This window comes from Buchnera aphidicola (Aphis craccivora) (assembly GCF_005082145.1).
In the GTDB taxonomy this organism is placed as follows: domain Bacteria; phylum Pseudomonadota; class Gammaproteobacteria; order Enterobacterales; family Enterobacteriaceae; genus Buchnera; species Buchnera aphidicola_U.
Map to the genome: position 1 here is coordinate 59794 of NZ_CP034897.1, position 13802 is coordinate 73595.

Here is a 13802-nt window from a genome sequence, read left to right on the forward strand (position 1 = left end):
ACTATAAGATAATTTTAATGGATAACATAAAAAATTATTAACTATTTTTTAATTTTTTATTAATAGACCAAATTTCTTTTTTTTCATATATGGTAAGTCCTTTAGTTCTTTCTTTTGCAATTAGGTATTCTTGTCTTTTTTCAAGATCTTTTTTGTGTATATTGTTTAATAAATCTAAAAAAACAGTTTTAATTTTATCTTCAACTATCATGTGATCAAATATTGAAAGAGATTTTAAAATATTAATTATTTTATTATTTCTATAAAATTCTAATAATTGACCGGTATTAGAAAATGCGTTTTCTGAGCATGTTTTTAAAATTTCTAAAAAAATAGGAATGCCTTTTGTCTTTGAGTTTGTTAATTTTTTTGTTGAAGTTACTAAATTCGATAAATTAGGATTTTGAATAAGTAAACCTATAAGAGTTCGCATTGGAGTTTGCTTATTTTTATATTGTGAAATTTTATTTTCTTGTTTTTTTTGATATAAAAATTTTTCAAATTGATCATCATCTAGGATACCTATTATTCGTGCTAGTATTTGTCTTAAGTAAATTCGTATTGTATCACTAGATATACAATTTATTAAAGGCAAAGCACGTACACTTAAATAAAATTTATCATCATTAGATGACAAATTCACTCCTTTTAGAATATTTTTAAAAAAAAATTTAGACATTGTAAGAGCATTTTTAATGCGTAGTTGAAAATTTTTAGCTCCTTCTTTTTGGATAATACTATCTGGATCTTCATTTTTAGGTAATATTATAAATTTTATAGTTTTTTGATCAGATATATATGGTAATGTAATTTTTAAAGTTCTCCAAGCGGCATTTTTTCCTGCATCATCACCATCATAACAATATATAACTGTATCAGTGTTTTGAAAAAGTATTTTTACTTGTTCTTTTGTAATTGATGTTCCTAAAGAAGAAACTACATAATCAATTTTATGTTGTGTTAACATAATAACATCAATATATCCTTCTACAACTAATAGATATTTTGGTTTTGAATGTTTCTTTTTTACTTGATATAATCCATAAATTTGTTTGCCTTTGTAAAAAATGTTTGTTTCAGTTGAATTTAAATACTTTGGAAGAATATTTTTTATTGTTCTACCTCCAAAACCTATAGTTCTTCCGTATTTATCATGTATTGGAAATATTATTCTTCCTCGGAAAGGGTCATTTATTTTATTATTTTTATTGATAAAAATCATTTGATAATTTAATAATTCTATTTCAAATTCTTTTTTTATATTTAATTTTTTAAAAAATACATCCCAAGTAAAGCTTGAAAAACCAATACAAAATAATTGCATCATTTTTTTACTAATTCCTCTACGAATGAGATAGTCATAAGCAGAGCTAGTTAACATAATATTTTTTTGATATAATTGAGATATTTTTTCTGTCAATAAGTATAACTTTTGTTTTTTGAAATAATCATTTTTTTCTGATATTATTTTTGTTTCGAATGGTATTGAAAGACCATGTATTAAAGCAAGTTCTTCAATGCTTTCTATAAAATTTAAATTTTCATAGTTTATTAAAAAATCAATTGCATTTCCATGTGTATTACATCCAAAACAATAATAAAATTGTTTTTCATAACTTACTGTAAATGATGGTGTTTTATCATTATGAAAAGGACAGTTAGCTTGATAATTTTTACCTTGTTTTTTTAATTTTATTCGTGTATTAATAAGATCAATAATATTAGTTCGATATAATAAATCGTTAATAAAGTATTTAGGTATTTTCCCAGACATAGATTTTTTATAATATAATCCCGTTCTTTGCAAAGAACGGTTTTTTAATTTTTTTATATATTTAAAATATTTTAATACATTCGTATTCTTTTTGCATTTTCTCGCGTAAGTTTTTTTGCTAAACGTTTTATAGCAGAGGCTTTTGCACGTTTTCTTTCAGTAGTGGGTTTTTCATAAAATTCTCTTCTTCGTATTTCTGCTAAAATACCAGCTTTTTCACAAGATCTTTTAAAACGACGTAGTGCAACATCAAATGGTTCATTGTCACGTACTTTTATTATTGGCATAAAATATTTACCTCGATTATTTAGTTTGCTTTATATGTTATAATATTTATATTTATCATTTAATTTTGTTAATAATATTTGATGATATAAAATAAATCCTATCTTAATTAATATTACATTGTAAAGTATCATTTTTTAAATTTAATTATTTTTAATATTAATTATATTGCTTAACTTTAAATGAATAGGTATTCGAAATGAAAATATTAGGAATTGAAACATCTTGTGATGATACTGGTCTTGCTGTTTATGATAATATTCAAGGTTTATTAATAAACGAATTATATAATCAAAAAAAAATACACTCTAATTATGGTGGTGTTGTTCCGGAATTAGCATCTCGTGCGCATGCAAAAAAAATAATTTTTTTAATTGATAAAATTTTTAAAAAAATAAATATAAACAAAGATATTGATCTTATTGCATATACTGCAGGACCTGGTTTAGTTGGTTCTTTGTTGGTGGGCGCGACATTCGCTTGTTCTTTGGGTTTTTCTTTAAATATCCCTGTATTGCCAGTAAATCATATGGAAGCACATTTATTATCACCAATGCTACAGTCTAAGTCAATAAAATTCCCATTTATTGGGCTATTAGTATCTGGAAAACATACTCAAATTATTGCAGCTTATAAATTAGGAAAATATGAAATTCTTGGAACTTCATTAGATGATGCTGCAGGTGAAGCTTTTGATAAGATATCAAAATTGTTAGGTTTAAAATATCCAAATGGTCAAGAATTATCCAATTTAGCATTAAAAGGCGTAAAAACTGACTTATATTTTCCTCGTCCTATGAAAAATCATTCTAGTTTAAATTTTAGTTTTTCAGGTTTAAAAACTTTTGCATCTAACATTATTAAAAATAGTTTTTTAAATCTTCAACAAAAAGCAAATATTGCAAAAGCTTTTGAAGAGGCGGTGATTGATATATTATTAATTAAAACCCAAAAAGCTTTATATCAAAAAGGATGGAATAATCTAGTTATAGCTGGAGGTGTAAGTGCAAATAAATTATTGCGTAAAAAATCAGATATTATGATGAAAAAATTTTTTAATGGAAAAGCATTTTATGCTGCATCGGAATTTTGTACTGATAATGCTGCTATGATTGCTTATTTAGGATCATTATATTATAAAAAATTAAATTTTTCTTCATTAGAAATTTTAATAAAACCCAAGTGGTCTTTAGACAATTTATCTTTGTTGTAATCAGTATAATTTTTTTATAAATTTACTTATTTTTTTGAATATATAAGATTAAATCTTTTATAGTTAACACCGTCATATTTTTTTCTTTTGAAAATTTAATAATTTCAGGTGTACGAGACATTGATCCATCTTTATTAGTTAACTCACAAATTACTCCATAAGGTTTAAAACCAGCAAGTGATACTATTTCAATAGCTGCTTCTGTATGTCCAGCTCTTGCTAAAATACCACCGGTATTACCTCGTAAAGGAAAAACATGACCTGGTCGATTCAAATCACTAGGTTTCGCGTTATCTGAAATAGCTGTTTTTATAGTTGTTAATCTATCTTTCGCTGAAACACCAGTAGAAACACCTTTTGAGGCTTCTATTGTAACTGTAAATCCTGTTCGGTAAGTGCTTGTATTATTTTTAACCATCATAGGTAAATTTAATTTTTTACGTTTAGATTCTGTTATGCATAAACATACAATACCGCTACCATATCTTATTGTTAAAGCCATTTGTTCTACAGTCATATTTTCACATGCAAAAACAAGATCTCCTTCATTTTCTCTCTTTTCATCATCTAGTATTATTATACCTTGTCCAGATTTTAGAGCTAATATTCCTTTTTCTACACGTTCTATAGGGTTTCCAAACTCATAAAGTAATTTTTGATTCATTTTGAAAACCTTATTAAATTAAACTATTAAATAAACAATTTTAAAAATTTTACATATGTATAAGAATTTAAAAATAAACAATAATTTTATATTATATATTGAATAAAAATTAAGATCAATCTTAAAATGTATAGTTAAAAAAATAATATGTTTTATATCTAAGTATTACATGTAATATTTAGACATAAAATTATTTTAGTTGTTTAATAAATAATATAAATATTTATTTTAAAAATTGTTTATTACATATTTAAAACTGTGTTTAATTCATTAATATTCAAGGTTTCAGTTCCTATTTTTTGTATTACTATACTAGCTCCAACATTAGCGTAAAAACATGATTCTTCTAAAGAATAACCTGTGGCTAAAGCAGAAGCAATAATTGAAATAACTGTATCACCTGCACCTGTTACATCTGATGCCGTTTTAGATATAGCTGGAAAATGAATCGGTTTTTTTTCAGATTGAAACAATGTCATACCATTTTTAGACCGCGTTACTAATAATGCTGATAAATTTAGTTCGGATACTAATTTCATCCCTTTTGTTAATATTTGTTGTTCTTCGTTACATTTTCCTACTATTTTCTCGAACTCAGAAAGATTAGGTGTTAATAAGCTAGCTCCAGAGTATTTTTTAAAATCAATTCCTTTTGGATCTATTAATATATGAATAGACATTTTTTTTGCTAAGTTAATAATTTTTTTAATGTGAAATAATGTTCCTTTTGCATAATCTGATAGAACTAAAACTTTATAATCTTTTAATGAATTTAAAATTTTTTTATATAATAAATTAAAATTATTGAAAATATATTTTTCTTGAAAATCTAGTCGAATTAATTGTTTTTGTTTTGATAAAACTCTAATTTTTGTAATTGTTTTGCTGTTTTTAATACTTATTAAATCAGCATAAATTTTTATGTGTTTAAGTAGCTTTTGTAATATTATACCTTCACTATCTTCTCCAATTACACCAATAATTTTACATTTTCCGCCTATTTCTGCAATATTTTTAGCTACATTTCCAGCTCCACCTGGTTGTTTTTTAATTTTCTTAATTAATGCAACAGGCATTGATTGTTCTGATAGCATATAATAATTTTTGCTATACCAATAACAATCTAGTATTAAATCTCCGACCACAAGAACAAGCGCATTATTGAAATCAATGATTTCTTTTTTCATTGCGGACCCTTTTAGATGTTATTAAAATAATTATTGTGTTTTTTATATATTAATATTATCTATAAAATTATTACAATACTTAATTATTACAAATAATCGGTAAACATTTAAGTATTTTTTATTTAAAACAAAATTTCATTTTTTAGTATGAGAAAATTTTTATGAAAATATATTTAGTTGGCGGGGCCGTTCGCGATCAATTATTAAATTTAAAAATTAAAGATAGAGACTGGGTAGTAGTTGGAGGGAGTAGAGAAATACTATTAAAGAAAAATTTTCAGCAAGTTGGTAAAGATTTTCCAGTTTTTTTGCATCCAGATACACATGAAGAGTATGCTTTAGCAAGAAAAGAGAGAAAATTAGGGAAAGGTTATACGGGTTTTCAGACTAATTTTAGTTCTAACATAACTTTAGAAGAAGATTTAATTAGGCGTGATTTAACAATTAATGCAATTGCTCAAGATAAATTTGGAAATTATATTGACCCATATCAAGGTATAAAAGATTTAGAAAATCGTTTATTGCGTCATGTTTCTGAATCGTTTATTGAAGATCCATTACGTGTTTTACGAACAGCTAGGTTTGCAGCTAAATTAATGCATTTAGGATTTCGAATTGCCAAAGAAACTATGCTTTTAATGCGTCAAATAGTTAAAAAAAAAGAACTATTATATTTAACTATAAATAGAATTTGGAATGAAACTGAAAAAGCATTTAAAACTAAAAATCCACATGTTTATTTTCAAGTATTGCACGCATGTGAAGCACTTCACTTAGTATTTCCAGAGATATATTTTTTATATCAAAAAAAATTATTTTTTACAAATATGTTTAATCATTTAAATAATTGTTTTTTATCAATTGGTTTATCTAAGATATCTCTTTTAACTAAAGATGTTTCAATACGTTTTTCTTATTTATTTCAGTTTTTTTCTTTAAATATAAGTTGTATATCTGATAAAAAATTTTACGATACAGTTTCTGCATCTATTGTGAAAAATTTTTGCAATCGTTTTAATATTCCTATACATATTAAAGAAATAGCTATATTAAGTGTTGGTTTTTATGATTTTTTAAATTTAATTAATTATCAGTCTTCTGAAAACATTATAAATTTTTTTTGCAAAATAGATGCTTGGAGAAAACCAGATCGTATTAAAAAATTTGCGTTTTTAAGTAATTTTAATTTTTTAAATAATAAATTAAATAATATCTATCATATTAATTTATTACCTGGTTTGTTTTTAGAAAAATCTTTTTATATTTTACAAAATATATCTATCAAATCGATTTTAAAGAAAGGTTTTAAAGGAAATCAAATAAAAAATGAATTAAACCGATTGAGAATTAAAAAGCTAGATTTATGGAGAATAAAACAATTTTAAAAATTTTTTTAATTGCACAAAATATTGCGTTAGTTTGTAAAATAGATTAATCCAGCTAATATAAAACGATAGAATCCAAAAATATTTAGTGAAACTTTGTTGAGTATTTTAATTAGTTTTTTAATTGAAAATAAAGAAATTATTAAAGATATAAAAAATCCACTTAAATAATATGGTATATAATCAATATTGACATTATTTATGTTTTTTATTAAATCTAAAAAAGATGCTCCTATTGTTAATGGAATTGAAATAATAAAAGAGAAATCTATTGCAACAGAACGTTTTATACCTAATAATATTGCAGTTCCTATAGTAGCTCCTGATCTTGAAAATCCTGGATATAAACAAAGTGATTCAAAGCATCCAATAATAAATGATTGCAACAAATTAATATCATCAATGGAATTTATTGTTGATTTTTTAGGTTTTAAAATTTCAGAAATAATGAGAAAAATACCTCCAAAAATTAATGAGTACATAATATTTTTAGGGTTAAATAATAATTTAATATCACTATAAAATATAAAACCTAAAGATACCGTAGGTATAAGAGATGTTAAAATATGAATGTTTTTTGTTCTTTTTTTCTTTTTAAATTTTATTAAATTTGTTATTTTTTTAAAAAAAAATATTAATATTGCTATTGCTGAGCCAAATTGAATAAATATTTTTAATATATCTGTGTTTTTATTCGATATATTTAGCCAATTACTAATAACAACTATATGACCTGTTGATGAAATAGGAAGAAATTCTGTTATTCCTTCTATTGTTCCAAGAATTATAGAGATAATTATTTTGTAAATATACAGCATATATTTTCCTTTTGTTAGATAAAACGGTACTAAATAATAGCACCGTTTTTATTTTTTTAGGAATTAATTATATAAAGACATAATTACTGTTTCACCGGCAATAATAGAACCTGATGATTTTTCTATTTTTCTAAATTTTTCCATATTAGATATTACTACAGGTGTTAAAATAGAACGTGCTTTTTTTTCTAGTATATTTAAATCAAATAATATAATAGTATCTCCTATTTTTACTTTTTGATTATCTTCTGCTATTTTTTTAAAACCTTCCCCTTTTAGTTTTATTGTATCAATTCCAAAATGCACAAATAATTCAACTCCATCATCTGAAAGAATTGAAAAAGCATGTTTGCTATCAAGTATTTTACCAATAGTTCCATTTATTGGTGATATTATTTTGCTACCCGATGGTTTAATTGCAATACCATCACCTACAATTTTTTTTGAAAAAACTACATCTGGTACATCTTCAATATTTATTATTTCACCTGATAAAGGTGCAAAAATTTCTATTTTTTTTGAAAGCTTAGATTTTTTGCTATTAAAAAAATCTGATAAAAAACCCATTTTATTCTCCTAAGTACTTCTATCATTAATTTTTTTTAAAAAATTAAATGACTCCTTAATTAAATTTGTTTAATAAATTAAAAATTTCTTTTGTTGTAGGTAAAGTTAATATTTTTTTTGCTAAATTTTGAGCTTTTGAAAAAGATATTTTTCGAATTGTTTCTTTGATATTAGGAATACTTGTTGAACTCATACTAAATTCATCTAAACCCATACCTAATAAAAGAGCAGTAATACGCTCATCTCCCGCTAATTCTCCACACATCCCAGTCCATTTTCCATTTTTATGTGAAATATCGATAACTTTTTTAATTAATTTTAATACAGATGGGCTTATTGGATTATATAAATGTGAAATTAAATCATTACCTCTATCAACAGCTAAAGTATACTGTGTTAAGTCATTAGTACCAATACTAAAAAAATCTACTTCTTTTATTAAATGCTCTGCTATTATTGCTGATGCCGGAGTTTCTATCATAATTCCAATTTTAATATTTTTATCAAAAAGTACATTGTCATGATCTAATTGGCTTTTTAATTTTTTAATTTCTGTTTTTAAGATTCTAATTTCTTCTACAGAGATAATCATAGGAAATAAAATATATATTTTACCGAAAGCGGAAGCTCTAAGTATAGCTTTTAATTGAGTGTGTAAAATTTCTTTTCTATCCATTGAAATACGTATAGCTCTCCATCCAAGAAATGGGTTTTCTTCTTTTGGCAAATTCATATATGGAAGATCTTTATCACCTCCGATATCCATCGTTCTGATAATAACTGATTTATTTTCCATGGTTTCCGCAATTTCTTTATAAGCTTGAAATTGTTCTTGTTCACTCGGAAGTGTATTACGACCCATAAATAAAAATTCTGTTCGATAAAGACCGATACATTCAGCACCATTTTTTTTCGCTGATTGAACATCCTGAATATTACCAATATTAGAACCAATTTTAATATTATGCCCATCAATTGTAGTTGCTGGTAAATCTTTTAACTTTTTAAAACTATTCTTTTTAAGAAAATATTTTTTTTCTACTTCTCGTTTTTTACATATTAATTCATTAGATGGATTAATAAAAATTTGATTATTAATTGAATCTAAAATAATATAATCATTGTTTTTTACTTTATTTGTAATATTACCAGTTCCTACAATTGCAGGTATTTCAAGTGATCTTGCCATAATTGAAGTATGAGACGTTGGACCGCCTAAATCTGTAATAAATCCTAATATATATTTTAAATTAATTTGTGCAGTTTCTGAAGGAGTGAGATCTTTTGAAATTAAGATTACTTTATGTTTTATATTATTTAAATCAATAATATTAATATTAAGTATATTTTTTAATAAACGCAAACCAATATCTCTTATATCAATTGCTCTATTTTTTAAATATTCATCTTTTATTTTTTCTAGTGCTTTAGCTTGTTCATCAATTACATATTCAGTTGCTTCTGCTGCTGATATTTTTTTTTCTTTGATTAAGTCTATTATTTCTTTTTCTAGTTCTTCATCTTCAAGAAGCATAATATGACCTTCAAAAATACCTTCTTGTTTTTTTCCAAATTTTTTTCCTATAGTTAATTTAATTGCTGTTAATTGGTTTACTGATTTTTGTCGTCCGTTAAAAAATTTGTTTATTTCTGTTTTAATGTTTTCAACAGAAATTGTTTTCCGGTTAATGACAATATCTTCATTTTTTAATAAAAGAGCATTGCCAAAAGCTATACCCGGTGATGCTAAAATGCCTGAGATCATAACATTACCTTTAACCATAAATTTTATATTTGTTGCCGATAGGAAAACATTGAATGTCAGGCGAATATATTTTTTTTATAAGAAAAATCCGGAAGCAATATTAAACCTCCGGTGTTTTTATAAAAATTCATAAATTATTTTTTTAATTATGATTATTCTAATTCTGTCATTATTTTAGATAAATGTTCAATAGCTTTTTTCTCATCTTTTCCTTCCGCAGATAACGTAATTAAACTTCCATGGACTAAACCAAGTGTTTGAATTTTAAATAAACTTTTTGCATTAACAGATTTTCCATTATAAATAATTTGAATATCAGAAATAAATTTTTTTGCTTCTTTTACAAATTCAGCTGCAGGTCGAGTATGTAATCCATGTAATGCAGTAATTTTTATTTCATTTTGAAACATTTTTTTTCCTTAGTAATATTAAATTTCAGAGGATATTTTGTTTTAAATATTAAAATACAACTTCTATAATAAAATTTTTATTATTTCTTATTAAAGAAGTTGCATTTTTAATGTTTATTTCTATTTTGAAATGATGTAGAAAATAATTCTGTACTTAAATAACGCTCTCCAGAAGAAGGAAGTATTACTACTATTGTTTTATTTAAAAATTTTTTTTGATTTTGTATTTTCAAAGCTGCCGCGATAGCAGCTCCAGAAGAAATACCAGCTAATATTCCTTCTTTTTTCATTATGTTTTGAGAATGTAATATTGATTCTTCACTTGATATTGTAATTACTTTATCAATTAAACTTAAATCTAAATTTTTAGGAATAAAACCAGCTCCTATACCTTGAATTTTATGTAGTCCAGGAGTTATTTTTTTTCCTGATAAAAACTGTGTAATTACAGGAGATTCTAAAGGCTCTACAGCAATACTAGTAAAATTTTTTTTTCTTTTGGTATTTTTTATGTATCTTGTAACTCCTGTGATTGTTCCTCCTGTGCCTACTCCTGAAATTAATACGTCTATGTTTCCATTTGTATCATTCCAAATTTCTGGTCCAGTAGTATTTTCATGTATTTCTGGATTAGCAGGATTTTCAAATTGTTGTAACAATAAATATTGTTTTTTATTCGATGATGCAATTTCATTAGCTTTAGAAATAGCTCCTTTCATTCCTTTAGTGCTATCTGTTAATATTAATTTTGCACCTAAAGATATTAGCAGTTTTCTTCTTTCTATTGACATAGATTCTGGCATTGTAAGAATTAACTTGTAGTTTCTAGCTGCTGCAACATATGCTAAAGCTATTCCTGTATTTCCACTTGTAGCTTCAATTAAAGTAACATTCTTATTTAAATTTCCCTTTTTTTCTGCATCCCATATCATATTAGCACCAATTCTACATTTAACACTAAAACTTGGATTTCTAGATTCTATTTTTGCTAAAATATTTCCATTTCCTATTCTATTTAAGCGAACAAGTGGTGTATTTCCAATAGTTAATGAATTATCTTTGTATATTTTACTCATTTTTTTCCATTTTTTAAATTGATAGTATGTAATATAAATATTTTGTAATTAAATTTTATTGTTTTTTAAAATTTTTTAATTTTATATTTTTTTATTATACTTTGTATAATAATTAGAAAAATTTATTTTTATAAGTTGATAAAATTTAATTTTATTTAATTTTTTAAGTATTTTATTTATTTCTGTATTATTACTTAATAAATAGTATATTTTAATTTAATATTAACTTTTATATTATTTTATCTTTTATATATATTTAGTGTATAAAATAATATTCTTTTAACCTATTAATATAATAAAAATTTTATTTTTTATAATGGATATATATGTAAAAATAAAATATTTTTTATATTTTAATAATTATATTATAAAAAATATCAATATTTTTAATTAAAACTTTTAATAAAATTTGAATTTTTTATATTAATTTATTCTCTAGTATATTTATGAAAAAAATTAAATATCAAATTGACGAACTACGTAAAAAAATTTTGAAATATGATTATTTTTATCATACTTTAGACAAACCTATGATTTCTGATTCAGAGTATGATTATTTATTAAATCAATTATATGATTTAGAATTAAAATACAAAGAATTTATTACTCCTGATTCTCCTACTCAAAAAATAGGTTCAAATTTACTTGATAAATTTAAAAAAGTAACGCATTTTTTTCCTATGTTATCTTTAGAAAACACATTTCATTTAAATGGATATTTAAAATTTGAAAATAGAATTAAAAAAAATTTTACAGCTAACTATATAATAGATTTTTGCTGTGAGTTAAAAATTGATGGGATAGCAGTTAGTTTGATTTATGAATCTGGTACTTTAGTTCGAGCAGCAACTCGAGGCGATGGTTATTTAGGAGAGAATGTTACACAAAACATAAAAACAATTAAATCTATTCCAATAAAATTAAAAGGAAGTAATATACCGAAAAGATTAGAAGTGAGAGGTGAAGTTTTTATGTTAAAATCTGAATTTTTTAAGTTGAATAATAAAGGATTATCAATTAAAAAAAAATATTTTTCTAATCCTAGAAACGCGGCTGCTGGATCATTAAGACAAATCGATTCTACAATTACAGCTAAAAGAAAACTAATGTTTTTTTGTCATGGATTTAATTTTTTTGAAGAAATAAAATTTTTTCAAACGCATTATGAGGTACTTATACAACTTAAAAATTGGGGAATCCCCATTAATAAAGACATGTTAGTTTGCTCTGATCATTTGGAAATATTAAATTTTTATAAAAAATTTGAAAAAAATCGTTTGTTATTTGACTTTGATATAGATGGTATTGTTATTAAAGTAAATTCACTTTATTTACAAAAAAAATTAGGCTCTAATAATAAATCACCTAGATGGGCTATTGCTTTTAAATATCCATCTAAAGAAGAAATTACTAAATTAAATGATGTAAAATTTGAAGTTGGAAGAACAGGGGTTATCACACCAGTAGCGTATTTTAATCCAGTTTATATTTCAGGAGTGTTGATTAAAAAAGCTTCTTTGCATAATAAAAATGAAATTAATAGATTAAATTTATATTTCAATGATTATATTATTATACAGCGTTCTGGGGATGTTATACCTAAAATTGTAAATGTTATTAAAAGCAAACGTCTTGAAAATGCAAAAAAAATATTTTTTCCAATTTATTGTCCAGTTTGTAATTCAAAATTAATTTCAAATAAAGGAGGAAAAATAATACGTTGTCTTTCTGGATTAATATGCGATGCTCAGAAAAAAAAAATATTTTGTCATTTTTTTTCGAAGAATGCATTAAATGCTAATGGATTAGGTCCTAAAGTTATTAATGAATTAATTCAAAAAAAAATTGTTTTAAATTTAATAGATTTTTTTTATCTTACAGAAAATCAATTAAAAAATATAGAAAATATAGGTAAAAAAAAGAGTGTTAAAATTATTAAAACTATTTTGCAATCCAAAAAAACTACCATGAGTCGTTTTATTTATGCTTTAGGAATTTTTTCTGTAGGTGAAGTTGTAGCACAAAAACTATCTAATTACTTTAATATTTTTAATAATTTAATGTATGCTTCGAAACAAGAGCTAGAATTAATAGATGGCATAGGAAAAGTAGTAGCTAATAATATATTTAACTATTTTTCTATTTCTGAAAACAAAAAATTAGTCAAAAAATTAACAGAAATATTAAGTATTATTCCGTATAGTAAAAATTTTTTTAACGCTAAAATAGAACATATTTTTAACAAAGATATTGTTATAACAGGCATCTTTAAAGAATACTCTAGAAATGAATTAAAAGAAATTTTGATCAAATTAGGTGCTCGTATTGGTAATAAAGTTTCTAAAAAAACAAAATTATTAATATTTGGAGAAAAAGTTGGTAGAAAATTTTTAGAAGCAGAAAAATTAAATATTCAGATGATTAATGAAAAAGAACTTTATACTTTATTAAAAAGTATTAATTAAAATTTTTTATTTTTGGGTCGTGCAGGATTTGAACCTGCGACCAATTGATTAAAAGTCAACTGCTCTACCAACTGAGCTAACGACCCAAAGTATTTTTTTGGGTGATGACGGACTCGAACCGCCGACTTCCTCCGTGTAAAGGAGGAGCTCTACCAACTGAGCTAATCACCCTTGTATAGTTTATATTGTAAAG

The 13802-nt window shown here is 24.0% G+C and carries 12 protein-coding genes and 2 tRNA genes; 3 read left to right on the top strand and 11 right to left on the bottom strand.

The window, feature by feature from the left end; translation table 11 throughout:
* Positions 1-37 precede the first annotated feature (37 nt).
* On the bottom strand, positions 38-1774 hold the full coding sequence (gene dnaG / locus D9V60_RS00285) for a DNA primase (RefSeq protein WP_158360377.1): 1737 nt from the start codon (positions 1772-1774) through the stop codon (positions 38-40).
* Between the two features lie 71 nt (positions 1775-1845).
* Positions 1846-2061, bottom strand: a complete 216-nt coding sequence (gene rpsU / locus D9V60_RS00290; protein WP_158360378.1) for a 30S ribosomal protein S21 — start codon at positions 2059-2061, stop codon at positions 1846-1848.
* Positions 2062-2258: 197 nt separating this feature from the next.
* Here rpsU and tsaD point away from each other — a divergent pair, with 197 nt between their 5' ends.
* Entirely contained in the window at positions 2259-3272 is a 1014-nt protein-coding gene (gene tsaD / locus D9V60_RS00295) for a tRNA (adenosine(37)-N6)-threonylcarbamoyltransferase complex transferase subunit TsaD (RefSeq protein WP_158360379.1), read from the top strand.
* Between the two features lie 22 nt (positions 3273-3294).
* Here the strand turns inward: tsaD and ribB are convergent, their stop codons facing one another.
* Positions 3295-3936 (bottom strand): 3,4-dihydroxy-2-butanone-4-phosphate synthase, encoded by a 642-nt coding sequence (ribB, locus tag D9V60_RS00300; protein WP_158360380.1) that lies wholly within the window; start codon positions 3934-3936, stop codon positions 3295-3297.
* Positions 3937-4178: 242 nt separating this feature from the next.
* The gene (gene rfaE1 / locus D9V60_RS00305; RefSeq protein ID WP_158360381.1) at positions 4179-5123 is read right to left on the bottom strand and encodes a D-glycero-beta-D-manno-heptose-7-phosphate kinase; all 945 of its coding nucleotides are present in this window, start codon (positions 5121-5123) and stop codon (positions 4179-4181) included.
* 161 nt (positions 5124-5284) lie between these two features.
* Between rfaE1 and D9V60_RS00310 the strand changes: the two genes are divergently transcribed.
* Complete coding sequence (locus tag D9V60_RS00310; protein ID WP_158360382.1) at positions 5285-6508, top strand: tRNA CCA-pyrophosphorylase; 1224 nt, start codon at positions 5285-5287, stop codon at positions 6506-6508.
* A 29-nt stretch (positions 6509-6537) separates the two neighbouring features.
* Here the strand turns inward: D9V60_RS00310 and D9V60_RS00315 are convergent, their stop codons facing one another.
* The 5 genes from D9V60_RS00315 to cysK all read right to left on the bottom strand — a co-directional run bounded on the left by D9V60_RS00315 (position 6538) and on the right by cysK (position 11144).
* A complete protein-coding gene (locus D9V60_RS00315) occupies positions 6538-7326 on the bottom strand; it encodes an undecaprenyl-diphosphate phosphatase (protein ID WP_158360383.1) in 789 nt (262 codons plus the stop codon).
* 63 nt (positions 7327-7389) lie between these two features.
* Positions 7390-7893, bottom strand: a complete 504-nt coding sequence (crr, locus tag D9V60_RS00320; RefSeq protein ID WP_158360384.1) for a PTS glucose transporter subunit IIA — start codon at positions 7891-7893, stop codon at positions 7390-7392.
* A gap of 55 nt (positions 7894-7948) precedes the next feature.
* Positions 7949-9658, bottom strand: a complete 1710-nt coding sequence (ptsI, locus tag D9V60_RS00325; RefSeq protein WP_158360864.1) for a phosphoenolpyruvate-protein phosphotransferase PtsI — start codon at positions 9656-9658, stop codon at positions 7949-7951.
* A gap of 152 nt (positions 9659-9810) precedes the next feature.
* A complete protein-coding gene (locus D9V60_RS00330) occupies positions 9811-10068 on the bottom strand; it encodes an HPr family phosphocarrier protein (RefSeq protein ID WP_158360385.1) in 258 nt (85 codons plus the stop codon).
* Positions 10069-10175: 107 nt separating this feature from the next.
* Entirely contained in the window at positions 10176-11144 is a 969-nt protein-coding gene (gene cysK, locus D9V60_RS00335) for a cysteine synthase A (protein WP_158360386.1), read from the bottom strand.
* Between the two features lie 446 nt (positions 11145-11590).
* On the opposite strand from cysK, the gene ligA reads away from it, so the two are divergent.
* On the top strand, positions 11591-13609 hold the full coding sequence (gene ligA, locus D9V60_RS00340) for an NAD-dependent DNA ligase LigA (protein ID WP_158360387.1): 2019 nt from the start codon (positions 11591-11593) through the stop codon (positions 13607-13609).
* 13 nt (positions 13610-13622) lie between these two features.
* On the opposite strand, the gene D9V60_RS00345 is transcribed toward ligA, so the two are convergent.
* Positions 13623-13695, bottom strand: a tRNA-Lys gene (locus tag D9V60_RS00345).
* A 12-nt stretch (positions 13696-13707) separates the two neighbouring features.
* Positions 13708-13780 (bottom strand) — tRNA-Val (locus tag D9V60_RS00350).
* Positions 13781-13802: the final 22 nt, after the last annotated feature.

Coding starts and splice junctions, on each gene's coding strand:
- dnaG (WP_158360377.1), bottom strand. CDS start 1,774: ATGTCTGGGAAAATACCTAAATACTTTATTAACGATTTATTATATCGA.
- rpsU (WP_158360378.1), bottom strand. CDS start 2,061: ATGCCAATAATAAAAGTACGTGACAATGAACCATTTGATGTTGCACTA.
- tsaD (WP_158360379.1), top strand. CDS start 2,259: ATGAAAATATTAGGAATTGAAACATCTTGTGATGATACTGGTCTTGCT.
- ribB (WP_158360380.1), bottom strand. CDS start 3,936: ATGAATCAAAAATTACTTTATGAGTTTGGAAACCCTATAGAACGTGTA.
- rfaE1 (WP_158360381.1), bottom strand. CDS start 5,123: ATGAAAAAAGAAATCATTGATTTCAATAATGCGCTTGTTCTTGTGGTC.
- D9V60_RS00310 (WP_158360382.1), top strand. CDS start 5,285: ATGAAAATATATTTAGTTGGCGGGGCCGTTCGCGATCAATTATTAAAT.
- D9V60_RS00315 (WP_158360383.1), bottom strand. CDS start 7,326: ATGCTGTATATTTACAAAATAATTATCTCTATAATTCTTGGAACAATA.
- crr (WP_158360384.1), bottom strand. CDS start 7,893: ATGGGTTTTTTATCAGATTTTTTTAATAGCAAAAAATCTAAGCTTTCA.
- ptsI (WP_158360864.1), bottom strand. CDS start 9,658: ATGATCTCAGGCATTTTAGCATCACCGGGTATAGCTTTTGGCAATGCT.
- D9V60_RS00330 (WP_158360385.1), bottom strand. CDS start 10,068: ATGTTTCAAAATGAAATAAAAATTACTGCATTACATGGATTACATACT.
- cysK (WP_158360386.1), bottom strand. CDS start 11,144: ATGAGTAAAATATACAAAGATAATTCATTAACTATTGGAAATACACCA.
- ligA (WP_158360387.1), top strand. CDS start 11,591: ATGAAAAAAATTAAATATCAAATTGACGAACTACGTAAAAAAATTTTG.